This is a genomic window from Sorangiineae bacterium MSr12523 (genome assembly GCA_037157775.1).
Lineage (GTDB): Bacteria > Myxococcota_A > Polyangia > Polyangiales > Polyangiaceae > Pendulispora > Pendulispora brunnea.
Genome location: CP089982.1, coordinates 860,470 through 884,985, shown reverse-complemented (window position 1 = coordinate 884,985; position 24,516 = coordinate 860,470). Strand labels below are relative to the sequence as shown.

The following is a 24,516-nucleotide window of genomic DNA, read 5'->3' as shown; positions in this document are numbered from 1 at the left end:
GTCTTTCAGCGCTTGCTGTACTGGAAGCGTTTACGGGCGCCCGGCTGACCGTACTTCTTGCGCTCCTTCTTGCGCGCGTCGCGCGTGAGGAAGCCGGCGCGCTTGAGGACCGAGCGGCGCTCGGGGTCCATCAGGCAGAGGGCGCGGGAGATGCCGTGGCGCATCGCCTCGGCCTGGGCCGAGTGACCGCCGCCGTTGACCGTGGCCATCACGTCGAACTGATCGATGGCTTCGATGAGCTCGAGCGACTGGCGCATGACCATGCGGGAAGTCTCACGCTCGAAGTACTGATCCGCGGGCGTGTTGTTGACGGTGATCACGCCCGTGCCGGGCTTGACCCAAACGCGGGCAATGGCGGTCTTGCGCTTGCCGGTGGAGTACGTGCGGTTGTCTGTGGCGGCCATGTTCTAATTCTTTTGTCGCTGCTTACAGCGAGACCTTGAGGGGCTGCGGTTTCTGGGCGGCGTGCGGATGATCCGGCGTCGCGTAGACCTTGAGCTTGGTCAGCATTTCGCGACCGAGCACGTTCTTCGGGAGCATGCCCTTGACGGCCTTCTCGATGGGGAAGGCGGGCTTGCGGGCCAGAAGGTGCCGGTAGCTCTCGGCGCTGAACCCGCCCGGGATACCCGAGTGCGAGTAGTAGTGCTTCTGGTCGAGCTTGTTTCCCGTCAAGCGAATCTTGTCCGCGTTGACGACGATGACGAAATCGCCCGTATCCTGATGCGGCGTGAAGGTCGGCTTGTGCTTCCCACGGAGAACACGCGCAATCTCACTGGCCAAGCGCCCGAGGGGCTTGCCCGCTGCATCCACCACGTACCACGAACGACCGGCCTGAGCCTGTTCCTTGGTCGCCGAAAATGTCGTCTGAGACATCGTTGAAAAAGCCTTTCCTAGGCGAACTTGAAGCCTGCTGGTGCCCCAAGCCCCAGAGGGGGCGGGAACGTACGAGGATGGGGGGTGCTTGTCAAGCGGTCCTTCTGACCTTTCGCCCCTCTTCCCCCTCCCGATCCCGAGCCTCAGTGAGGAGCTCGGGAGCGGGAGCGGGTTCGATCAGAAGAGCCCAATCGCAAAGTGGAACGCGCCGAAGTCCTCGTTGAGCAGTCTGCGGCGGGTCAGGTTGATACCGTAGTCGAAAACGAGCGGACCGACAGGGGTTTGAAACCGTAGGCCCGTCCCGACCGAGACCCGCATCGGGAATTCCTTCTGTTCGAAGGGGTAAAGCGGATCGACCCAGAGGTTGCCGATGTCGGTGAAGAGTGCGGTTTCGAGGGCACCGCGGATGGGGATGCGCAGCTCGAACTTCGGATTGAACATGAGGTTGCCACCGCGGATGGCGATGCTGTTCACGGTGAAAGGTACGCGTGGAGCCGGGGGTGGATTTTTCGAGTCCGCCTCGATGCGATCGGCCAAATCTTGGGGAACCATGGAATCTTGCGCGAAGCCGCGCATCGACTCGATGCCGCCCATGAAGAAGAGGCGGTCCGGGTAGGTCAGCGATCCGGACGTGAGCTGCACGTTGGTGCCAAGCCTCAACTCGGCAGCGAAGGTGAGCTTTTTTCCCAAAGGGATGTATCCCGCAAAGGTCTCGGCAAAGCGGAGGAAGTGGCCGTCCTGGCTCGCCCGCTCGCGCGCCGCCGGATCCGTCGAGTCGACGGTGCCCAGCGGGGCCCAATCGACGTGCTCGATGCCGCTGACGAAATACGTCCCGGTGTGCGCGTTGAAGGAGTTGTCGCGGCGGTCCCAGGAGATGATGAGGCGCTGCGACACGGCGATGCTGGTGCCCTCCGGAACGCGAAGCAGGCGTGCGAGATCGGCACCCCCGGTGTTCTGTAGGTTCCGAAGCAACTCATCGAGCGACTCGTCATTGAAGACGGTGGCGGTGTTTCGCTCGACCGTCGGAGAGAAAGTGAACAGCACCGGCCTTAACGGTCTGTAGGAAATACTCGGGATGCCTGCCCATTTCGTCAGAACGAAGTCGCGCTGGAGCGTGCGCGAGAAGATGCCGTCTACGCTCGAGCGCCAGAGGGGCCCGAGCCCGATTTCGGGGAACTCGCCGCGCAACGTCACGCGGCCGGCGATGCGGTCGCCGAAGGAAAGCTCCCCGAAATTCTTCTTCACTTGGTCATCGAGGATGAACGCGTCGGGCAGATACGACACCTGCGCGCGCGCCGAGAGGGCGATGGCCGAGCCGAGGAAGTTCCGATCGCCGATCTCCGTGGTGATGCGGAAGCCCTCACCGGTGGAGAAGCCCGGGCGGATCTCCAGGTACTTGGGGATGGCCTCCGCGACGGTGATGATGACGGTCTTGTTCTTCGCGGGCACGTAGGGATCGGAAAGGCCGACCTCCACGCTGCTGAAGACATTGAGCGTAGCGATGCGCTCTTGGGTCTTTCGGATGTCGCTGGTGCGGTAAGGCTCACCGACCTGGAGCGCGATGCGCCGCCGGATGACGCCCTCGCGGGTCAAATCGTTGCCTTGGATGACGATCTGCCGAACGATGACTTGCTCGCCCTCGGTGATCTCGAAACGGGCGCGCGCACGCGTGTGGTCCAGCGATTCGTCGAGCGTGTACTTGATGTCGACGAAGGCGTAGCCCTCCTCGCGGTACACGTCGAGCAAGCGGCGGCGCGCCTCCTCCAGCTTCACGGTGTTCGCCGGGGTGCCGAGCGAAAGCTGCGCGGCGAGCGCCAAGGTGCGCTCGGAGATGGCGTGCGTCCCGGTGAAAGACAAATCGTACAGCGTGGTGCGCGGCCCGAGCTTCACCGGAATGCGCAAGGTGACGCGGGGCTCGCACGCGATGCCGTGGAGCGGATCCGGCACGCAGCTCATGGCCGCCGGGAGCGGCGGCACGGGAAGCGGCAGGTTGGTGATGTCGTAGGTGCAGGCCTCGGGCTCGACGGGTTTGCCGTTCTCCGTCGGCAGCGGGATGGGGATGCATTGGCCCGCGGGCGAGCGCGGATCGCAGCGACGCCGCACGATCTGCACCGGGCCGACTTGGGCGTGGAGAAAGCCTTCGTGCCGATAGAGCTCCTGCACGTGCTCGACGGCGCGCTGGTACGTATCGGCGACGTAGACGCCGTCCGGCTCGAGGTCGATGGGGACGTCGACGGCCCCGCGCTGCTGCGGGCTGATGAGCGCATCGACCCCGCGCGGATCGGGGCTCTTGAGGATGTCGGCGCCGGGCAGCTCCTCCTCCAGGTAGCTGTCGATCTCGCGCCCGATCTCGGAGACGTTGGTGGGGCCGCCCTGATTGAGCCGGCGCACGTCGGCCTCGCGCAGGCACGGGTACGCGCGGGCCACGACGCGCACGCGCGGGTGCTCGGTGATCTTGAAGACCAGGTAATGGATTTGATCGCGCGCGGTGCCGCGTTCCTCCAGCGCAACCTCCACGTCGAGGTAGCCGCGCTTCTGGTAGAAATCCCGAATCTTTTCCGCAAGATGAATCTGACTTAGGTCCACCTCGGTGGTCAGGCCGAGGGCCTCCGTGAGGGCATCTTGGTCGTAGTGATCGTTGCCCTCGAAGCGCGGCTGATAGAGTTTACCGGCCTGGACGCGGATGCGCAGGACGATCATGCCGTCGGCCGAGACGATGTCGTGCCAGACATCCGCCTGGTGGTAGCCGCGGGCGCGGAGGCGCGTTTCCAGTTGGCTGTCGGCGGCCTCGAGCGCGCTCTCGTCGGCGCGATCGCCGACCTTGACGCGGTAGGTGCCGTTGGTGGACTCGAGCTCCTCGGGCCGGGCGTCGTACACGTAGAAAACGCGACGCCCGATGTCGCGTGGCTCGCCATCGCGCACCGACAAGGTGACGTCGATGCGGAGCGGATCGTCCGTGGTGCGGGCCTCGAGGGCGATGGTCGCTTTGGGGTAGCCCCGGCGCGCGAGCAGGGCCTCCATGCGCTCCTGTTTGTCGGCGAGGTCGGCGCCGACGAACTCGCCGCCCTCGGTGAGGTCGGCCTCGCGCAGAAGCTCGTCGCGATCGACTTTGACCCCGCCCGTGTGAAAGCGCAGGTTCTCGATGATCTTGCGCACGGCGACTTGGACGACCATGCGGCAGCCGGCGCCTTCGCTCTGCAGGGTGACGTGGCCGCGTGCGAACTGACCGCGATCGAGCAGCTCGGAGAGGGCGCGGCGCGCGACGGCCTCGGTGAAGACCTCCCCGGGCTTGACGCCGACGACCTTGGGCAGATGCATCATGCCCCAGCGCTCGCCTTCCAGCTCCGTATCGACGGCGGTGATGGGACGGCCGACGCAGGCATCGACGTTGGGGCGCGGGGGAAGCACCGGCACCGAGGGCGGCGGCGGCGGCAGCTCCGGGGGCGTGAGGACCTGGACGCTCCCCTTGCCCTCGGGCGCGGGTGCCGAATGAGCGCGTGCCGAGAAAAGAAGCGTCGCGAGAAGGAGAAAAAGGGCTACGAGCCCTTTACTGGAACTCCAGCCGCCAACGGAAGTCGAGCCCCAAGTTCCCAATGTCCGGGGAGGATACGTCATTGACGTTGTCGTAGGAGCCTAGAACGCTGGTTCGTTGACTCAATCGCCACTCGATGTTCGAGCGCAGCTCGCGGTCCTCCGACAGGCCCGTGGTGACGGTGGCGCGAACGTCGTCGGTGATGCGTTTCCCGATGGTCACCTGGGGCTCGGTGCGGCCGCTGCGCGACGAGTAGCCGCTGCCGAAACGGAAATCGTCGATGATCGGGATGGCGTTGGTCACCGCACGGTCGGCCCCGGTCGCGGTCGATAGCGCCTCCAGCGCCACGCCTGCCCCCAACGCCGCGCTGCTCTGAAGCTGGTCGACCTCCGTGCGCGTCATCCCCACGGTCAGGAGCAACACGATATCGTCCTGCGAAAGCGGAGGGTCGCTCGTCAGGTCCAATCGCAAGTTGTCCGTATCGCCGTGCGCGTGAAGGGTGATCCGCCATATTCCTGCAGCTCTCCCCCCGCCGCCCGTCGTCGAAGTCGAGGTGCCGTAGCGACGGTACTCGGTCTGGGCTACTACGTCGATGTTCGGCGCGACGCGCGTTGGATCATCGAATCGAATGATGGCCTGCCGAACCTCGAACTCCGTGGAGCGAAAGCGGAAGCGTCCGCCTTGCTGCGCGCGTACCTCGCCCCGCAGCCCGATGCGTTGGTTGGTCCCCGTCACGCGCAGGCCCTGGTTGTCGATGTTGAACTCGACCTCGGCCAGATTGTTGTGGATGCGCAGCGGCGACCGGTTTTTCACCTGGATATCCAGGGTGAGGGCATCGAGCGAGGGATCGTAGCTCTCGACGACGGTGCGCTTGGCCCGCATGCCCAAGGCGCTCAGATCCGTGGTCAGGCTGATGGGCCGCGTGTATTCGGCCGACGTGAGCACCACGTCGCCCGTGATCTGCGGGAGCGGCGTCTTCGCATCGCCGCTGCTCGGCGGGCTCACGTGCAGCGCGAGGTCGGCGTCGAAGCCCGTCGCGATGCCCTGCGCGGGCGTCATGCGCATGTTGCGCGCCCGCACGTCGACCTGGCCGGCGCCAACGGTGAAACCCGAGATGGGGAGGTGGCCGGTGACCGCCAAAGTTCCGCCCAAAAAGCGCGCAGTACCTCGGGTGATGCGCACCTCGGAGGCGTCGGCCTTCACGTCCATTTCGACCGCGGTGATGGGGCTTGGGAGGCCTTCGACGATGAATTCCCCACCGCGCACGGTGAGCGAGCCATCCATCTCGGGCGCGCTCGCCTTCCCCGTCACGTAGAGCGACCCTCCGAGTTTGCCCTGCGCGCGTTCCAGTTTGGGAACGGCACCCACGAGGACGCCGAGGTCGATGGGCACGAGCTCGGCGTTGAACGCGAGCTCGGGCGAGGTGCTGAAATGGTACGCGGCCCCGCGCACGGTGATGGTCCCGCGCAGGGCCTTGCCATTATTGCCCGAGTTGCCCGCCTGCAGATCGAACGTCAGTGGCGGCACCGCCAACGTGTCGTCTTTGACGTACACGACGGAGCTGGTGGAGCGCATGCTCACCTTCTGCGAGCCTTTCTCGAGCGACATCGAGCCGGGCACGAACGACAGCTGCGCGTGCGCCGCATCGCCCTGTCGGTAACGCACGATGTTCAGCTCGCCGGTGAGCTCCCCGACCGTGGGCGTTTGCGGCGCCGCGATGGCCTCGAGATCCTCCGCCGGTGGCTTCGCAATGCGCAGCACGGCTCCGAGATCCAGCCCTTTGGTGAGGATCTTGCCCGTGATGAGCGAGTTCTTCTCGCGGGTCATCACCAAGTCATCGACCTTGACCTGACCGCTGAACAATTCGCCGCTCACGCGGTACTCGCCCTGAAGGACGTCGGGGTTGTACGTCGCCTTGTCGAAGGCCGGGTAGATGGGAGCCCCGCACGCGGTGCTGCCGATGGGCTTTTTCGGCGCGGGCTCCTTCTGAATCATGGCCACGTCGACGTGCGAGGCCCCGAGGCGCGTGCCGCGCACCAGCAGCGGTGTGATGTCCAGGTTCCCTTCGACCTTGTACGCGTCGATGGTGCCGCTCACTTGGGCGAACCCCGACGCCGAGCCGTCGATTTCCGATGCGACGCTGCCCATGCTTTGGAGGCGCGAGAGCGGAATGCCCTGCACCACGACGCTGCCGTTCAACTTGCCGCGATCGACCTTCGCCGAGCCGAACACGGTTCCCACGGCGATGCCCGAAGGGTTCGGCCGCACCTTGCGCAAGGTGGCCGCGTGCACGTCGATGCGTGCCCCATCGAGGCCTGCAAGGCGGTCTTCCCATTCGTAGCCCAGGTCGATGTCCCCATCGTCGAAGGCCTCGCCAAAGAGCTTCACGTCGCGCAGATGCGCGTGCCCGCCCACGTTCAAGTACCCGCCTTTGCAGCGATCTTGGGGGCCGCCCAGCGCGAGGTGGATGGTGGAGTTCGTGGTGAACGTACCGTCGATTTCGGTAAACCGCGGGTCTTCGTCCATCTGGAATAGGTTGAAGAAGTCGCGCGCGTTGAAGCCGGTCGACGTAACGACGGCGTCCATGACCATGTTGGCCGCACCGCCGAAGTCGAGCTTGCCCGAGGGCATTTCGTAATTGCTCTTGTTCTTCGTCGCCTTCACGTTGGAAAGCTCGACGGTCAAGCCTTTGAGCGTGGCATGCCCCGCGGTGACGTTGCCGAAGGGGATCTCGCTCAGGACGAAGTCCTCGATGGTGGCGTCGGCCTCCAGGTGGGGATCGTTGAAGGCACCGCTGACGATGGCGCTGGCCGTGGCCTTGCCGGCGATGGGGATCGATCCCAATGGCCCGATTTCGGTGAGGTCGGCCACCACGGAGGGCACCTCCACGCGCAACGCCTCGTCGAAGCCAATGGAGACGAAGCCGTTGTCGATGGTGCTCTTGGGCAAGGTGGCTTTGACGGCCTTGAATTGAAGCGCGTCGGCGCGGACGGACACGTGGGCCTGAAGCTGCGCCTCCTTTACACCGATGACGCGGGCACGGGCGGGATCGTCCACGGCCACGTCGAAGACGGCGAAGTTGGGCGTGTGCGCGACCATGTCGCCGTCGAGCTTCAAAGGATCGATGGTGCCAGCGAAGTGCGCCACCTTGACCTCCTTGAGGTCCCAGGTGACGTGCGGGTGCTGGCTCACGCCGAGCTCGCGCATGAGCGCGGTGAAGCTCGCGTCCTTCACGTCCACCTTGGCGTGGATGGGGATGCCCTTCACGAGCGGCTCCACGCGCACGTCGCTCAACGTGGCGACGCCCTCGGCGATGCCGATGGCCGTGTGCGGGCTGGTGATGACGCCTTGCTTGGCGACGACCTCGCTCTCGACGTGGCTGGCCAGCTGGTACTTGCCGATGCGCAGATCGCGCGCTTCGACCTTGCCGTTGACGTCCGGCAGGTTCATCCCCTCGAGGTAGCGAACGTCGGCATCGACGGAGATCCAGCCGCCCGTCTCGGGAAATGGGCCGGCCTTCGCACCGATGGCGAGCGGCGCGCGGGCCATGATGTGGCCGTCGCCATGCGGCAGATCGCCCTCTTTTTCCGGGAGGCGGATGGTGGTGTGGCTCACGGAGAGCTCCACCTTGCGCACGTCCGTGTCGGGCAATTTGCAGGGCGGTGCGGTGCCGGCGGCGGGATCGAGATCGGCTGCGCCGGAGACGCGAAGGCGATGGACGGCGACGACGTGCGGGTCGACGCGCACGCGCCCGTCGACGAGGCAGAGCGTGTCCTCGTCGTAGGCGGTCATCTGCGTGGAGAGCACGCGGTTGCGCGAGATGCGCGACTCGCCCATGCGCAGGGCAACCTCGAGGCTGGTGCCCTCCTGCGGGTCGTCGTCCGAGGTGACGTCGAGGTCGAGCGCCTGCGCTTTCACGCGGATGCCCTCGATGTCCAGGTCGAGCTCACCGTCGGTGATGGCCAGGACACCCGAGGGCAGATGCAGCGGGCCGGTGCTCTCCTTCTTCTCGGACTTGGGAAGCTCGATGCCCAGGTTCACCAGGGTGTTGTCTTTGAGGACGATGCGAACCTTGGGAGCCTCGATGTCGACCTGCTCAATGGCGAATTTGCCGGACAAAAGGCCGAAAAACTTGGGCCGCACCGCCACGCGCTGGGCGACGAGCATGGGCTCTCCGCCGTCGTTCGACTCGACCCGCACCGAGCGCAGCTCGACGGACAGCGGCCACAGCTTGGGCACGACCTCGTAATCGGCCACGATGCCCTTGGAGCGAATGAGCTGATCGAGCTGCGATGTGGCCCACCGCTGCAAGAAGGAGGAGCGCACGGCCAGCACGAGCACCGGCGGAACGAGCGCCAACACCGCGAGGATCGCGCAGAAGACGCGCGAGACCGAGCGGCCCCAATCGCGGCCTCCGCGGGCGGGCCGCGGGGCGCGAGGAAGCCGGCTACTCCGCTCCGGTGTGCCGTCTTGGTCCATGCGCGAGGAGGTCAACTGTAGTCAGTAACCCGTATTGTGCCCATTTTGGTCCAAGTTCGTTCTAAAGAGCCGTGCGATGCGGCGGCGAACCCCAGGCGTACTTAACAAAGACGAGCTCGTTTCGGAGCGCATTCTACGCTTCGAGCAGCACGATCCGGCAGGGGTCGTGCGCGCGTTGGAGCCTTTCGTCCAGGAGCGGCGCCGCGAGCGGATCCTGGAGGTGATTTCGCACCGGCTCGCCAGCATCACGGTGCTGTTCGAATCGCCGCACGATCCGCACAATGGGGCGGCGGTGGTGCGGACGTGCGAGGCCTTCGGAATTCAGACGTTGCACGTCATCGAGTCGCGCGAAAAATTCCTCGCGGCCGCCTCGGTGGCGCGTGGCGCGGAAAAATGGGTCGACATCGTCCCACATCCCACGGTGCAGGACGCGGCGTCGGCGGCGAAGGAGGCAGGGCTGGAGCTCATTGCCACGCACCCTGACGGTGAACTTTTGCCGTCGGACTTGGCGAACATCCCGCGATTTGGCCTCGTGCTGGGCAACGAGCGAAACGGAATCAGCGACGACTTGACGGCCGCGTGCACGCACCGGGTGCGGGTCCCGATGCGCGGCTTCGTAGAGAGTCTTAACGTGAGCGTCACCGCCGCCATCCTACTGGCGGCGGCCACCAGCGGCCGCAAGGGGGATCTCGATCCTGCTGCGCGGCTGCGTCTCTATGCCCGCGGTCTCTACTTGTCCGCATCGCATGCGGACGAGCACCTGGCGCACGCGGGTTTTTCGGTATAGTCACCCCCCATCATGACGGAGAAGGATGTGAGTCGCACGGAAAATGGCAACGTTTCCCCGGAGCTCGAGACCGAGGCCGAGGCGCTGCTCGAGGCCGAAGAGGCCCCCGCGGAGGATCCGCTCGCGCAAGCACAGCTCGAGGCGGCCCGGCTGAAGGACATGTGGATGCGCACCGCCGCCGAGTTCGATAATTTCCGCAAACGCTCGCGCCGCGAGGCCGACGATGCGAAAAAACAAGGCCGCGAGGACATCCTGCGCGAGCTGCTTCCGGTCTTCGACAACCTCGAGCGCGGCGTGCAGAGCGCCCAGCGCGCCCAGGACGTGAAGGCCGTCATCGACGGCATGCAGATGATTCTGAAGCAGTTCGAGCAGACCTTGGGGAAGCTCGACATCAAGAAGGTGCCCGCGGTGGGCTCGCCGTTCGACCCGACGGTGCACGAGGCCATTCAGCAGGTCGAGACCGACCAACACCCCAGCGGCACCGTTATTTTCGAGGTGCAACCGGGCTACATCCAGGGCGACAAACTGCTCCGGGCTGCGATGGTCGTCGTGGCAAAGGCGAAAGCATCGACCGACGGGAACGACAACAGCGCGTCATAAACGCCCCGATAAGCATGGGGGCGCGTTCCGGTTTCCCGATGTACAGTAGAGGGGCGATGGGAGACGCACGGACGGAGGGGGCGAACATCTCTGACCTCGTGTACGACTGGAACGAGGTCGACCGACGGGGACGCATCGTGCAGGGAGGCGTCTCGTTTTTCGACGAGACGCTTCGCGACGGGCTGCAAAACCCGTCGGTCATCGACCCCGACGTCGGGCACAAGCTGGAGCTTCTCAACCTGATGAACGACATCGGCATCGACTCCGCCGACATCGGGTTGCCCGGAAGCTCCAAGCGCGCCTTCGACGATTGCCTGCGCATGTGCAGGGAGGTCGAGCAGAACGGGCTGAAGATCAAGGTGGCCTGTGCGGGCCGCACCGTGGTGGCCGACATCACGCCGATGATCGAGCTCTCGCAACGCGCGGGCGTTCCCGTCGAGGTGTACGCCTTCATTGGTTCGAGCCCGATTCGGCAATACACGGAGGAGTGGGACGTCGCGCTGATTGCCAAGCGCAGCGCCGAGGCCATCGACGTGGCCGTGAAGGCTGGCTTGAAGGTGGCCTACGTCACCGAGGACACGACGCGCTCACGCCCCGAGACGTTGACGACACTGTTCCGGGCCGCCATCGAACATGGCGCAACGCGTCTCTGCCTGGCCGATACGGTGGGTCACGCCACGCCGGACGGCGTGCGCAATTTGATTCGGTTCACGAAGGACGTGATCGCAGGCACGGGCGTCAAGGACGTAGGAATCGACTGGCACGGCCACAACGACCGCGGCTTTGCCTTGGAGAACGCGATCTGGGCGCTCGAATACGGGGCCAATCGCGTGCACGGAACGGCGCTGGGCATCGGCGAGCGCGTGGGCAACGTGCCCATGGAGCTTTTGTTGATGAACATGAAGCTTCTCGGGCTCCTGGGCGAACAAGATTTGACCCGGTTGCTGGATTACGTGGAGGCCGCGGCGGCGGCCGTCGGGTGGCATATCCCGATCAATTACCCCTTGGTGGGGCGCGATGCGTTTCGCACGGCGACGGGCGTGCACGCGGCGGCCATCATCAAGGCGATGGCCAAAGGCGATGCGTGGCTCGCGGATCGGATCTACAGCGGGGTTCCGGCGGGGACGTTCGGGCGATCGCAGGAGATCTGCATCGGGTTCATGAGCGGGGCCTCGAACGTGAATTATTGGCTGCGGCGGCGGGGGATTCCTGCAACGGACATCCTCGTGCAGGAGATTTTGAAGGCCGCCAAGGCGCAGGATCACATCATGACCGACGAGGAAGTGCTGAGCGTGGTCGCCCGGGTGAATGGGCAGGCCGCGGACGCGCCCGCATCGTCGTAGAAGGATCATCGATTGGACGAGCGGACGTTCGGCGGCTGGGTCCGCGCAGGGTACAATCAAGTTCCAGTGATGGTCGCGGTGCCGCGAAATGGGCGGACGCCCGTGGAGCTGTTGCGGGCTTTGCCGGAGCGGCATCGCTTTTTGCTGGAAAGCACGCGCGTTTCGGCGGAAGGTCGATATTCCATTTTGGGCGCCGCGCCGTTTTTGCGTTTCGTGGCCAAAGGAGATCGATATTGGCTCGACGAGCGGGCGTTCTCCGGCGATCCGGTGGCGGCGTTGCGGGCGCTTTTGCGTGAATGGCGGGCGCCACGGCTGCCGGGGATGCCGCTTTTCATGGGCGGGGCGGTGGGCTTCTTCGGATACGACGCCAATCGCTATTTCCAGCGGCTGCCCGCCCATCGCAACGACGACCTCGGTATTTGGGATATCGCGTTTCATTTCGTGAATGAGTTTTTCGTCGTCGACCACCAGGAAGACGTCATTTACGCGGTCGCGACGGGCGATTGTTATTCGGACTGCAAAGGACGGGTTGAGGGGCTGCTGCGCGCAGTGGAACGCGGCCCAATGGAGCGCCGGCATCTTGCCGGCGGTCCGCCGGCCTCTGGCCGGCAGCCAAACTACGTGTCCAATTTTGCACACGATGACTATTTGGCGGCGGTGCGGCGTGTCCAAGATTACATCCGCACGGGTGATACCTATCAGGTCAACCTGTCGCAGCGGCTCGAAACGGAATACCGCGGCGATGGGCTCGATCTCTACGAAACGCTGGCGCGCATCGACCCGGTGCACTTTGCCAGCTATTTCCAATTCGACGATTTCGAGATCATCAGCGCTTCCCCCGAGCGCCTCGTGCGCGTCGATGCCGGCAAAGCCTTTACCCGACCCATCGCCGGCACGCGGCGCACCGGCGCGGAGGAAGAGAACGCCCGATTCCTTCACGAGCTACGCACCTGCGAAAAGGAGCTCTCCGAGCACGTCATGCTCGTGGATCTCGAGCGCAACGACCTCGGGCGCGTCTGCCGTTACGGCAGCGTTCACGTGTCGAAGCTCATGGAAATCACGCGCTACGCGCACGTGATGCACATCGAATCGGAGGTGGTTGGCGAACTTTGCGAGGGCAAAGATCTTCTCGACGTGGTGGGCGCGCTTTTTCCGGGTGGGACAATCACCGGGGTGCCCAAAGTGCGGACCATGGAGATCATCGCCGAGCTCGAACCCACCGCCCGCGGGCTCTACACGGGGTCGATCGGCTATCTTTCCTTCGCCGGCGATATGGATCTGAACATCGCGATCCGCACGATCCTGCGCAAGGGCTCGCGCGCCTACGTCCAAGTGGGCGGCGGTGTCGTCATCGACTCCGATCCGCAACGCGAATTCAAGGAGACGCTGAACAAGGCGCGCTCTCTCTTACGCGCCCTTGTAGAGGCTCCCTGAGGATTGAACGGGGAGGCGGGGAGATTTTAGGTTTCAAGTTGGCAACCATGACCGAATTGAAGTCCAAAAAACTCCCCGTCTCCCTGTGAATTTTCTTCGGCTATTCCACTGCGCCGGCGTCGGTGACCAATTTCGTATACCAATCAGCCCAAGGCGTGTTCGTCGCGGGGTAGTTTGCCAGCGGATTCGTGGCCTTGCCCGCGTCGTCGAAGTCCCAGCCGCGGGCGACCTTGCCGGCATTGCGGGCGGACGTGATGAACGAGGCGTTGGTCGCCGGCGCGGCATAGAACAGAGCCTCACGCAGCTCGGTGGCGTCGTTGGGTTGGTACTCCACGAAAGCCCACTGTGGATACCGGACCCGATCGGCGGTCACGCGATCCGTCCCGTAGCGCAACGTGTTCGACGGCGTCGAACCATCGGCGCCTGTCCACACCGAAACGCGTGAACTCCCACGCGTGGAGACCGTCACGTCGTAGCGTGCGTCCGACGTTTTCCCATGGGTCGCGTCGTTCCAGGCCACGCTGTTGCCCGTGGTATCGAGCGCCCCGTCCCAGTCCCAATTTTGGCTGCTGCTCGGACTGCGATGGATCTCCCGAACCTGTGTGCCCGCTGCATCGACGAATCGCACCGTGGGCAGCACGCCGGTGTCGTATTTGCGGCTCTCCGACCAGGTAATCTCTCCGTCGGAGCCGAGATGCCCCACGTGGTACCAAAGGGTGTTCGCGCTCTGCGATTGATGCACCTCGACGAGCCCCCCGTTGTCGTTCAGCGCCACGGCCGGCGTCTTTCCCGTGTCGTATCGGCCGTGCCGCCGCCACTCCACACGGCCGTCGGAGCCATACACCCCCGTCCAGTACCAAAGCGTCCCGCTGCCGGAGTCGTGCACCTCGACCACCTGCCCGCGCCCATTCAGCGCCACCGCAGGGTTGTACCCCACGTCGCGCTTGTACTCCGCGCGCGTACCCGCATGCCCGGAAAGAAGCGTCAAAATCCGCCCGCGCAGCGCACCGATGGTCGGCAAGGAACCGGGAACGTCTTTGGCCAGCAGCAGCTGCGACCCGAGGGCCGACTTCAACTCGGCATTCAGCGCGGTCAAGTTGCCCGCGGCGAACGACGGATTGTCCGTCAGGTCGTCTTTCAAATCGAGCATCACCAAAAGCGGAGCATGCTGCGGATGATTCTTCGACCACGATGCCACCGGAACGAGCCAATCACGCAGTGCGTTCGACGCGGGATTCCCACCCGCGTGATCCACCGCGTTGCCCACGGAATCGTGCCCTATCCCGTAATCGCGCAACGACTCGTAGCCATTGTCGTGAATATCGAACTCGAGGAACCGCACCCCGCGATCGAGCTGCGTGGCAATCGGACCTTTCTCGCCGTCGACATTGCCGGAATAGCTATTGTGTGTGGCCCGAAAAATCGCGGAGGCAAATGGCAAATTGTCTCCGGGCAGCGCGGCGAGGCCCTCCTCGGTGGCTTCGCCCGGATCGCCCGAACCATCCGAACACCCCGCGCTGCACGCGACGAGAACCGAGACCCCCAACGTTGCGACCCGCGACGCCATCCGGTGGACCATGCGCGCGAGCATATCCCGCCACGGGTGGCGCGAGCGTTCCAAGCGCGCGTCAAATGCGTTTTCAGCGCAGGTGCATCACTTCGACCCCACACGACTCACACACAACAGCGCGTCGTGCGTGGCCGATATATCATGAGGCGGAAACCGATGAATCTTTCCATCAAGCATCGACGGCTGCGGGCGGGGGTGCTGGCACTGGCTTGGCTCAGCCAAGGGTGTTTCAGCACGAGCCTCGTAAACAAGAATTTAACCCCGGGGGCGGAAAAGCACGAAGAGTGGAATTCCTTTTTCTTTTGGGGACTTGCGGGCGAGGCGGAGGTGAACGTCGCCGAGATTTGCCATCAGGGCGAAGCCTGGAAAATCGAAGAGGGCACGAACGGCGCCACGTGGCTCGTTAGCCTGGTCACCCTTGGCATTTACTCGCCACGGAAGGTGTACGTCACCTGCGCCGCGCCTTCGCAACCGACGCAGTCTTCACAGCCTTCGCAGCCTTCACAGCCCTCGCAGCAGCAAGCGAGAACGGACGCTTCCCACCCGCAAGAGGCTCAATGAACCGCGTCGCTTTCCTCTCCCTGGGCGTCTTGCTCCTGACCGGCGGCTGCTACCGCACCACGATTCGCTCGGGCCACCCCACGCAGGCGCAAGCCGCGCAGGGCTACGAGGAACGCATGCACAGCGCCATCGTGGGCGACGTCGTGGTGATCGACCCGCCCTACCCCTTGCAATACGCCTGTCCGACCCAGGGGCGCTGGGCCACCATCGAGACCAAAATCAGCGCGCGCGATTGGTTCATTGGACTTCTCGGGGGCGGCGTCTACCAAGCGCAGAGCGTCACCGTTCACTGCACCAAGGAGAATTCCCCTCCTCCGCCGCCCGCTCCCACGCCACCGCCGCCCGAAGCGCCCCCCGTGAGCCTCTAGCGGCGCCGGTACGACGCCACCGCCTCGGGCATGGGCGCACGCGGCGGGTGCGCCGCATCGGAAATCGGCTCACTGGCCACCAAGCGAAGCGGCACGTGCCCCGCCCAGTACTCGAGCTCCAAATCTTCGTCGTCGTCCTTGGGCCCGCCGGTCCGCATTTTCACGGAGGCCTCGACGATGGAAAGCGCCAACACGCGGGTGGCGACGAGCTCCTTGCGGTTCGGCGGGCGCGTCTCCTTCGAGCGACCCGGCACCGCATGGTCGACGATGACATCGAGCGCGCGCAGCTTTTCCTCCGTATCGGTGATCTCGGTCGCCTCGCCCAGGACCATCACCGAGCGATAGTTCATCGAGTGGTGGAAGCCCGAGCGCGCGAACACCAACCCATCGACCAGGGTCACCGTCACGCAAATCGGCGTGCTCTTGGCGCCTGCCTTGAGGAGACGGCTCGCCGCGGCGCCGTGCAGGATGAGGCGATCGCCCATCCGCCCGTAGACCATGGGAATGACGAAGGGCTGCCCTTCCACGGCAATGCCCACGGAAGCGTAAAGGCCCTCGTCGAGAATGGAATACGCAAGATCGCGATCATAGGAGCCCCGATCCGGTATGCGATGCAACGTCGTCCGCGGGGTACGTTCCAGTGGGCCTCGATTTTCCATATCCCAAGGATGCGCCATCACTGGTATCTCGTGTAGGTCCGGTTTTGACAATTCGGACCTACCAGTTCCACCATGCGATCTTGGACCTTTTCCGTGCCCCTGGATGCGGCGAGCCCCACGCCGCTGTTCGCGCAGATTGCGCAGGCCATCTCCGACGACATCGCGCGCGGCCGTCTGAAGCAAGGCGACTCCCTTCCGGGAACGCGCACCCTGGCGGACACATTGGGCGTGCACCGCACGACGGTGGCGGCTGCGTACGCGGAGCTCGAGGCGCAGGGATGGGTGGGCACCAGGCGAGGCTCGGCCACCTTCGTGGCCACAGCCTCCCCCGATGCCGAACCGCGCCGACTCACACGCGCGCGCCCGAGCCCAGGGGTTGCACGCCGCGCGGGCTTCCCCGTGGAAGCGGTCCGCGAGCGCCTGCAAGACGAGGCATCTCCACCGGGCACGCTCGAACTCTGGGGAGGCTCCCCCGATTCGCGCTTGGTGCCCGTCGAGCTCCTCGCGCGCGCCTATCGCCGTGTGGCGCGCGATCACGGTGTGCACTTGCTCGACTACACCGGCGAGAGCCGCGGTCAGAAGCGGCTGCGCGCGGCCGTCGCATCGATGGTCTCCACGGCCCGCGGCATCGCCGCAGGCGAGAACGACGTCATGATCACGCGCGGAAGCCAGATGGCCATCGACCTCGTCGCACGCGCACTCGTCGCACCGGGGGACGTGGTGGCCGTCGAATCGCCTGGATACAAACTCGCGCACGCCGTCTTCCAGCGCGCCGGCGCCCGCGTCGTGCCCATCCCGGTGGATCGCGATGGCATCGACGTCGACGAGCTCCAACGCCAAACGGCGAGCGCGCGCATTCGCCTCGTGTACGTCACGCCGCACCATCAATATCCGACCACCGTCGTCCTAACGCCTACCCGCCGTCTCGCGCTGCTCGAACTCGCGCGCCAACACGGCATGGCCATCGTGGAGGACGACTACGATCAAGAGTTCCACTACGACGGCCGCCCCATCTTGCCCATGGCCAGCGCCGATCCGCACGGCCAAGTGATCTACATCGGCACCTTGGCGAAAATCCTGGCACCAGGACTGCGACTCGGCTTCGTGATCGCGCCGGAGCCGGTGCTCGCGCGAATGGCCTACGAGCGGGAGCTCATCGATCGGCAAGGCGACGGTGTGCTCGAATGCGCCGTGGCCGAATTGCTCGAAGAGGGCGAGATCCAGCGCCACGTACGGCGAATGCGGCGCATTTACCAAGCGCGCCGCGATGCGCTGTGCGAGGCCATCGACAAACACCTCGCCGGCGCCATCTCGTACGTCAAACCGCCGGGCGGCATGGCCCTTTGGACGAGGGCCGCCGGCGATGTCGACGTCGATCGATGGCAGCGGCGCGCGCTCGAAAAGGGCGTCCATTTCCAAACGGGACGACAATTCTTCCTCGACGGTGCGCGCGCACCGTATGCGAGATTCGGCTATGCGATGTTGAACGAGCGCGAGCTGCTCACCGCCGTGCGGCGACTGGCTCAGGCCTTGTAGCCGGAGGCGAACGCGGCTGGGCCGATGGCGCCTTCGACGCGGTGTCTTCGTTTTGCAACAAATTCGCTGGCTCGTTGTTTGCGAGGTGCGGGCTTTAGAATGACCACACGTCGGATCACCATGGCCGCCCTTCTTGTCGCGGCCCTTGCCCTGTCGGCGGCCTGCGGCCCCGCGGGACCGAGCGACCCTACCAACTATTGCGCCAGCACCGCCGTGGACGTGAACACCACGTGCCGGTCGGTGGCCGATTGCCCAGGTGCCGGAAGGCCCAACACCAACGTCACGTGTACCAACTCGCGCTGCACCTTCGAGTGCAAAGGCGAGGCGTACGATGTGAACGGAAACACCGCCGACGGCTGTGAAGTCGTGGACCCGGTGTGGAACAACCACCGTCAGAGCGACGCCATCGACCTGGGCGACGACTCCTGCCTCGACTCGAGCAGCGCCGAGCACTTCTCCGGTGTCATCGTCACCGACGTGCGCCAGCACATCAACCCCACCATCGATGGCTACGACGGCAACGTGGGCTCCGCCCCCGATTGGTACGTGATCCGGGCAAACGGCGGCCAATGCGAAAACGATATCGAATTCGAACTTCGCGTCCGCGGCTCCAATTACTTGGACCGGTACAAGCTCTACATCGATAGCGACAAAGACAGCTGGGAGTGCATCACCGACAAGACGGGATACTGCCGCATCAAGGACGATGCGGGGAGCTACCACGATGACACATGGCTCTACATCCAAGTCAGCAAAGTGAACGCCGGGGACACCATTTCATGTGCCCCCGACTTCGCCGAGTACAGGGTGGACGGGCACCTGTAAAGTCGTCGACTCACGGCCACATGCGGTCGTGCCAGTCGGACCATGTGGCGATGCGCTGCGGGTCGGCGCCGATTTGCTTCGCCGCGAGAATGCCCCAGGCGATGTACTGCTCGATGGTCCAGTCGACCCAGCCGCCGGCGAGGTAAGGCTTCCCATTCTTGTCCGTGGGGAGCGGCGTTCGCTCCTTGTCCAGGCAAAAACGGAATCCCGACTTCGTCTCCTGCTCGCCGCCGAAGTGCGCATTGGGGTCGCAACGGCGCCATTGCTCGGCCGTGGTGTTCGCGAAGTAGTCGTTGTAGACCCCAATCGACGTATTCACGAGCATCTTGTGCAGCCCCGCCTGGAGCACGTCCATGTGACGGAAACGCGTGCGCTGCCAATCGTCGGGCCCCGTGTGAAGGATGCCCGTCGGCGCCAGCTTGTAGACGAAGTCGGCCCGGCTCTGGATGCCGGTGTTCTTGAACAGATTGTCCGGCTCCTGCGGATCGGGCGTATTGAACGAGATGTTCGTATTGGCCAATTGCGAAATCTTCGCGCGCACTTGGAAGAAGCGAGCGAGATGCGCGGCCGACACCCAGGTCGGAGCCTTCGCCGTTTCCAAATCGTCGACGACCCCCGTGGTGAACCCGAGGTGGTACGGCCAGTCCATCGGCCCTTGCGATGCGCCCGACCAACCAGGGTTGATCGTCATCTGCAGTTGGTACCACTGATTCGTACGGAAATACGAAACGAGGCGCGGCTCCCACGAGAAATAGAATTCGCGTTTGCCCTTCGCCGTATCCTCCGGCGCATAGAGCATGTGCGGCGCGAGATAGAACACGCTGGGCCAGGTGAAGATCCAACCGCGCTTATCCCCTTCGCCAATCCACTTCGAGCCGTCCTTCTTTCCGTGGAAGTAGCTTTGGTCGCCCTCCAGCCCGTAGGTGTGCGCCAATTGCCATTGTTTGACGCCCATCCAGTGGAACAACCCGACGAGCGCACGCTCGATGAAGGCCTGCTTCGAGAACGCCGCCGCAGGCGCGAGCGCCGCCGTGTCCTTGGAGAGAAGCGCCTGCAGCTTCGCCCCGCCGATCTCCCCGCCGTAAGGCTTCGATGGATCGCTCGATTGCCTATCCCCTCGCCCGCCGCCCGCAAAGCCGATGGCCCGCGCGCCGAAGTCGTAGAACCACTGCTGGATCCTTTCGCGCTGTTCGGGTGTGAGGTGGCTCCAATCGCCGTAGACGCCATTCTTGTTCTTGTTCGCCTCGAAGAACTCCTTGATCTTCGCGAGCGTCTTCAGCGGGCTCTTGTCCTCCGCGGCAGTTTCGAAAAGCCCTGCGGACTGCCCCTGATCCGGCGTCCAAATATCCAGGGGGTGCACGTTGGGAAGCCAGGCATTCCAATCCGGGAATTGTAACGGCACGGGCATCTCGCGTGTATTCAATTTGCCTTTCGGGTCCATCGCCCGATCGAGCTCCGCTTGCGTCACGGACAAAGGCTTGTCGTCCACCGGCTGCCCCACGAAAGCCTTCATGAAGGCTTTGCCGTCGGGCAGCACGGCACGGAGCCCCGCACCCGCCGCCCACTCGATCACCGGTTTCGAGTCCATCCCCGGGCCCGGCTGATACGGCGGATTCTCGGGTGCGGCCGCGGGCACGTGCGGCACCTTGTCGTGCAGGCTCGCGCGCAGGTACGCGGCAATCTGCTTTCCCTGTTCGTCGGACAGGCCGTGGAACTTGCTCCGCTGGACGATGGAGTTGTTCGAATAATTGAAATACTGCAAATCGCGACCATCCTCGGCGTGGCACGAGTCGCATGCGGCGTGGATCTTTCGCGGGACGACCGGCGACTTGATGAGAAGGTCCTTCCCATGCCAGAGCGCCTGCCCTTTGGCGGCATCGTCCGACCACGCTTTCCCGGCTTCCTTCTCGGCGCCAATGTCCACGTACTTGCGCGGCGTGCGATTCAAATCCGTACCGGCGGCATTTCGAAGTTGCACATCCAAAATGCGAAATCCATTCGAATTGCCGTCGGTGCCATTGAAGCGGAATTCGATTCGGTTCGTGCCGGGCAATCCCACCAAACGGGCGCGGGTCTGGGCATCGAGCGCGATGGAGAACGTGGTGGTGACCAAGCCGCCGTTGATGCCGCCGTGGGCGCGCGATACGTCGTCGAGCTGCACGTTGGTATCGGTCACGTCGATCCAGGGCGCGTCGTTCCCGTCGCCGCCCACGATGCGCAAGCTCGCCTTCACCTTCGCGATGGGTTTGGCCAGCGGCTCGAACTCGGGCGCGTCCTGGTTGTTGCCGCATCGATGGCAGAGCACGACGAGCCGCTCTGCGGAACCCACATCGGCCGCGTCGAGACCGAGGCGCGTGCTCGCGATCGCGGGCTCGTCCGGAGAGCCGGTGCCCAACACTTCGATCGGTAGCCGGACCTGCGTGCCGCCGTTCGTGCCGTCGTCACCATCTCCGCCCGTTTGGCCGGACGACGGGTCGTTCGACGATGAAGATTTGCAACCGAATACGCTACCAAAAAGCGGCAGGGTGGCACTAAATGCGATGAGACACAGCTAGACACGCATCGAATTTCGCACGATTGCCTCGCGAAAACGGTGATTGACGACGGAGGAGTGGCACAGCGAGCGCTCTCCCGAGAGGCTCAGCCGCTAACGATGATGACGGACATTGTCGCGACGCGCCAGATGAATGACCACCACTGTGCAAATTATTTGCACGGTTATGCGGTATAATTGCACGCATGACACGCAGGCTTGCGGAGGTGGCGAAGTACGTGGGGGTGAGCGAGGCGACGGTGAGCCGTGTTCTCAACGGCAAACCGGGCATCTCGGATCCCACGCGTACGGCGGTGTTAACCGCGCTGGACGTGTTGGGCTACGAGCGGCCGGTCAAGCTTCGAGGCGAACGGGCCCGCTTGGTAGGCCTGGTGTTGCCCGAGCTGCAGAACCCGATTTTCCCGGCGTTCGCCGAGGCGGTGGCGGGCGCGCTGGCGCGGCGCGGGTTCACGCCCGTGCTGTGCACGCGCACCACGGACGGCGTGACCGAGGGTGATTACGTCGACATGTTGCTCGAGCAACATGTGTCGGGCGTCATCTTCGCCGGCGGCAACTACGCCCAAGCCGATGCGGAGCACGGGCACTACCAGCGGATGCTCGAACGCGGGCTGCCCGCCATCTTGATCAACGCGAGCATCGATGGCTTGGGCTTCTCGCGCATCTCGGCCGACGATGCCGTCGCCGTCGAACAGGCGTACAAGCACCTGATCTCGCTGGGGCACACGAAGATCGGCTTGATCCTCGGACCGCCGGACCACGTTCCCTCGCAGCGCAAACACGATGCCTTCGTTCGCCACGCCGGGCGTGCGGCGATGGTGGAGCGCACGATCTTCTCGATGGAGGGTGGGCATGCGGCCGCGGCACGGCTCGTGGAGCTGGGTGCCACCGGTCTCATTTGCGCGAGCGACGTCTTGGCGCTGGGGGCCATCCGCGGGGTGCGCCGGGCGGGGCTCTCGGTGCCGCAAGACATTTCCGTCGTGGGCTACGACGACTCCACCATGATGACGTGCACCGATCCGCCGCTCACGACGATCCGGCAGCCCATCGAGGCGATGGGCCAGGCCGCCGTCACCCTGCTGGCCGGCGAAATTGGCGGCAGCGCGGTGCAGGCGGACGAGCTCTTGTTCGAGCCGGAGCTCGTGGTGCGCGGCTCGACGGGTATCCGCGCGGCGTCTGCTGCGAAGCGCTGAGCACCCTCGAGCTCCCTCGTTGGGGAACGGTGCATGCAAACGCGTGCACCATGACCTTCCAACGCATCGCCGACGACACGGTTCAGGGCAGCGTTGCCGGCCTGATCGCCACCGTCCCCATGACGCTGTCGATGAAGATCCTGCATCGCTTGCTGCCACTGCACGAGCGGCATCCGCTCCCTCCGCGCTGGATCACGATGAGGGCGCTCAAGATGCTCGGGCGGAGCCCGCCCCGCGTACCGTTTGCCCGAAAGGCCCTCACGTTGGCCGCGCACTTCTCGTACGGCGCCGCGGCGGGCGTCGTGTATCGCTATGCGAACCGTCGGGCACTGCACCCCGGCTCGGGCAGCGGCATCGCCTATGGCCTCGCCGTATGGGCCGGCAGCTACTTGGGCATCTTGCCCGCCATAGGATTGCTCGCACCGCCGAAGCGACACAGCCTGCGCCGCAACGCGCTCATGATCGCTTCCCACGTCGTCTGGGGATGGGCCCTGGGCGAAGTCACCCGCCGCATGGAAGGACTGCCTCGAGCCCCAAGGAGAATCGCATCATGGGATGGATCGCGCGCACCTCTGCCACAGTCACATGGACGGCCTTGATGGCCGCGCGCTGGTTGCGCGGCCCACGTGAAGACTTTCACGGCAAGGTCGTGGTCATCACGGGTGGCTCGCGCGGCCTCGGCCTGGAGCTCGCCCGATGCTTCGCGTCCGAAGGCGCACGCGTGGCCGTGTGCGGGCGCGACGAACGAAGCGTGCAACGCGCCGCAGACGAGCTCCGCGAGGGCGGGCACGAAGCCATGGGTGTCCCCTGCGACGTGCGCCGCCGGGATGACGTGAAGGCCCTCATCGAGACCGTCGTGCAGCGGTGGGGAGGCATCGACGTACTCGTCAACAACGCGGGCATCATCCAGACGGGTCCCGCGATGTGCATGACCCTCGAGGACTTTCGCGAAGCGATGGACACCCACTTCTGGGGCGCGCTCTACACCATCGTGGCCGCCCTTCCCGCGATGCGCGCGCGCGGCGGCGGGCGCGTGGTCAACATCAGCTCGATCGGTGGCCTCGTGGCCGTGCCGCACCTCTTGCCGTATGTGGCGAGCAAATTCGCGCTCGCCGGGTTCTCGGCCGGGCTGCGCACCGAGCTGGCGCAGGAGAACATCCGCGTCACCACCGTCTTTCCGGGTCTGATGCGCACGGGAAGCCCGCGCAATGCCTCGTTCAAGGGAGACCATCGCGCGGAGTACGCGTGGTTCAGCATTTCGGACTCACTGCCCGGCATCACCATCGGCTCGGAGCGCGCGGCGCGTCAGATCATGGAGGCGTGCCGGCGCGGCGATCCCGAGCTGGTGCTCACATGGGTGGCCAAGTGCCTCGCCAAGGTCCATGGCCTCTTTCCGAGCGCCACGTCGGACGTACTCCGCTTGGTGAACCGAATCCTTCCGTCCGCCGGCGGCATCCGCGCCCGTGCGATGCGCGGCTCGGAGAGCGAATCCATGTGGTCGCCCTCCTGGCTCACCGCGCTCTCGCAGCGCGCAGAGATCCGGAACCATCAAGTGGACAAGTGATCGTGCACCGGTGCGCCCGCGATGCGTGCTGCGGTCGCCACGAGACCGGGCACCACGCGGGCGAGGTGCCCCACATCGGAGCTCGGATTCCCCAGTAGAATCCCGGTTTGGACGCGGACGCCGCGCGCGCGCAAAAGTTCCCCGGGATCCGCCCCCGCCGTCACGAAGGTGAAAAGCCGCACCGTCCGCGCGAAGTGCCGCGGCTCGAGGATGCGCGCAAGCGCCAGCAGCACGGCAACGCAGGCCGCGTCGCCGATGTGCGCGCCGATGACCACATGATCTTCCGCCAGATCGGTCCCGGGCAGAATCGCCTCGATGTCGCGAATTTTCCCGCCACCATCGACCGGGTAATGCGTGATCGTGCGATGGGCTCGGCGCAGCACATTCGAGACGTGCTCGAGCGACGCATGCACGTTCCCGCCGCGAGAAAGCGCCAGCGTATCCGCATCGATCCAGGATTGAATCTCCCTCTCGGGCGCGAGCCCGCGGTACGGTACGGCGGGCATGCCGCCATGCGTCGCGGTCCAGCAGGGCGGATCGCTCGCAGGAAATGATTCGGCCACGGCCTCGTCAACCAGTGCGTCATCCGTATTCATGCTGGGCGCTGAGCGAACGGCGTGCCGGAAGCTCGATCGACTTTT

At 65.0% G+C, this 24,516-nt stretch carries 19 protein-coding genes; 11 read left to right on the top strand and 8 right to left on the bottom strand.

Annotation, left to right across the window (positions count from 1 at the left end; all coding sequences use genetic code 11):
• Positions 1–5: 5 nt before the first annotated feature.
• The 4 genes from rpsI to LZC95_03745 form a co-directional block, all read right to left on the bottom strand.
• Complete coding sequence (rpsI, locus tag LZC95_03760) at positions 6–404, bottom strand: 30S ribosomal protein S9 (GenBank protein WXA95953.1); 399 nt, start codon at positions 402–404, stop codon at positions 6–8.
• 22 nt (positions 405–426) lie between these two features.
• The gene (rplM, locus tag LZC95_03755; protein ID WXA95952.1) at positions 427–873 is read right to left on the bottom strand and encodes a 50S ribosomal protein L13; all 447 of its coding nucleotides are present in this window, start codon (positions 871–873) and stop codon (positions 427–429) included.
• A gap of 177 nt (positions 874–1,050) precedes the next feature.
• Positions 1,051–4,488: a BamA/TamA family outer membrane protein gene (locus tag LZC95_03750; protein ID WXA95951.1), complete on the bottom strand. Its 3,438-nt coding sequence runs from the start codon at positions 4,486–4,488 to the stop codon at positions 1,051–1,053.
• Positions 4,421–8,884: a translocation/assembly module TamB gene (locus tag LZC95_03745; GenBank protein ID WXA95950.1), complete on the bottom strand. Its 4,464-nt coding sequence runs from the start codon at positions 8,882–8,884 to the stop codon at positions 4,421–4,423. The genes LZC95_03750 and LZC95_03745 overlap by 68 nt, the downstream gene beginning before the upstream one ends.
• Before the next feature lie 76 nt (positions 8,885–8,960).
• Here LZC95_03745 and LZC95_03740 point away from each other — a divergent pair, with 76 nt between their 5' ends.
• From LZC95_03740 to LZC95_03725, 4 genes are read left to right on the top strand one after another with little or no spacing between them, the layout of a single operon-like run.
• A complete protein-coding gene (locus LZC95_03740; protein ID WXA95949.1) occupies positions 8,961–9,671 on the top strand; it encodes an RNA methyltransferase in 711 nt (236 codons plus the stop codon).
• Between the two features lie 12 nt (positions 9,672–9,683).
• Entirely contained in the window at positions 9,684–10,271 is a 588-nt protein-coding gene (locus tag LZC95_03735; protein WXA95948.1) for a nucleotide exchange factor GrpE, read from the top strand.
• Between the two features lie 56 nt (positions 10,272–10,327).
• A complete protein-coding gene (locus LZC95_03730) occupies positions 10,328–11,614 on the top strand; it encodes a LeuA family protein (GenBank protein WXA95947.1) in 1,287 nt (428 codons plus the stop codon).
• 12 nt (positions 11,615–11,626) lie between these two features.
• Positions 11,627–13,048: an anthranilate synthase component I family protein gene (locus LZC95_03725; GenBank protein ID WXA95946.1), complete on the top strand. Its 1,422-nt coding sequence runs from the start codon at positions 11,627–11,629 to the stop codon at positions 13,046–13,048.
• 100 nt (positions 13,049–13,148) lie between these two features.
• Here LZC95_03725 and LZC95_03720 read toward each other — a convergent pair whose 3' ends face one another.
• Positions 13,149–14,627, bottom strand: coding sequence for a hypothetical protein (locus tag LZC95_03720; protein ID WXA95945.1), 1,479 nt, complete (start codon positions 14,625–14,627; stop codon positions 13,149–13,151).
• A 147-nt stretch (positions 14,628–14,774) separates the two neighbouring features.
• Here LZC95_03720 and LZC95_03715 point away from each other — a divergent pair, with 147 nt between their 5' ends.
• Both LZC95_03715 and LZC95_03710 read left to right on the top strand, forming a co-directional pair.
• The gene (locus LZC95_03715; GenBank protein WXA95944.1) at positions 14,775–15,179 is read left to right on the top strand and encodes a Bor family protein; all 405 of its coding nucleotides are present in this window, start codon (positions 14,775–14,777) and stop codon (positions 15,177–15,179) included.
• Positions 15,176–15,547, top strand: a complete 372-nt coding sequence (locus LZC95_03710; protein ID WXA95943.1) for a hypothetical protein — start codon at positions 15,176–15,178, stop codon at positions 15,545–15,547. The genes LZC95_03715 and LZC95_03710 overlap by 4 nt, the downstream gene beginning before the upstream one ends.
• On the opposite strand, the gene LZC95_03705 is transcribed toward LZC95_03710, so the two are convergent.
• Positions 15,544–16,206 carry a pyridoxamine 5'-phosphate oxidase family protein gene (locus LZC95_03705; GenBank protein WXA95942.1) on the bottom strand — a complete coding sequence of 221 codons (663 nt, stop codon included), beginning with the start codon at positions 16,204–16,206 and terminating at the stop codon, positions 15,544–15,546. The genes LZC95_03710 and LZC95_03705 overlap by 4 nt on opposite strands.
• Positions 16,207–16,278: 72 nt before the next feature.
• Between LZC95_03705 and LZC95_03700 the strand changes: the two genes are divergently transcribed.
• Positions 16,279–17,742: a PLP-dependent aminotransferase family protein gene (locus tag LZC95_03700; protein WXA95941.1), complete on the top strand. Its 1,464-nt coding sequence runs from the start codon at positions 16,279–16,281 to the stop codon at positions 17,740–17,742.
• Between the two features lie 99 nt (positions 17,743–17,841).
• Positions 17,842–18,567, top strand: a complete 726-nt coding sequence (locus LZC95_03695; protein WXA95940.1) for a hypothetical protein — start codon at positions 17,842–17,844, stop codon at positions 18,565–18,567.
• A 10-nt stretch (positions 18,568–18,577) separates the two neighbouring features.
• Here LZC95_03695 and LZC95_03690 read toward each other — a convergent pair whose 3' ends face one another.
• Positions 18,578–20,962, bottom strand: coding sequence for a hypothetical protein (locus LZC95_03690; protein WXA95939.1), 2,385 nt, complete (start codon positions 20,960–20,962; stop codon positions 18,578–18,580).
• Between the two features lie 344 nt (positions 20,963–21,306).
• Here LZC95_03690 and LZC95_03685 point away from each other — a divergent pair, with 344 nt between their 5' ends.
• Genes LZC95_03685 through LZC95_03675 form a run of 3 tightly spaced genes read left to right on the top strand, consistent with a single transcriptional unit; the run spans position 21,307 to position 23,875 of the window.
• On the top strand, positions 21,307–22,311 hold the full coding sequence (locus LZC95_03685; GenBank protein ID WXA95938.1) for a LacI family transcriptional regulator: 1,005 nt from the start codon (positions 21,307–21,309) through the stop codon (positions 22,309–22,311).
• Between the two features lie 50 nt (positions 22,312–22,361).
• The gene (locus LZC95_03680) at positions 22,362–22,910 is read left to right on the top strand and encodes a DUF1440 domain-containing protein (protein WXA95937.1); all 549 of its coding nucleotides are present in this window, start codon (positions 22,362–22,364) and stop codon (positions 22,908–22,910) included.
• Positions 22,862–23,875: an SDR family oxidoreductase gene (locus tag LZC95_03675; protein ID WXA95936.1), complete on the top strand. Its 1,014-nt coding sequence runs from the start codon at positions 22,862–22,864 to the stop codon at positions 23,873–23,875. The genes LZC95_03680 and LZC95_03675 overlap by 49 nt, the downstream gene beginning before the upstream one ends.
• Here LZC95_03675 and LZC95_03670 read toward each other — a convergent pair.
• Positions 23,860–24,471: a hypothetical protein gene (locus tag LZC95_03670; protein WXA95935.1), complete on the bottom strand. Its 612-nt coding sequence runs from the start codon at positions 24,469–24,471 to the stop codon at positions 23,860–23,862. The genes LZC95_03675 and LZC95_03670 overlap by 16 nt on opposite strands.
• Between the last annotated feature and the right edge of the window lie 45 nt (positions 24,472–24,516).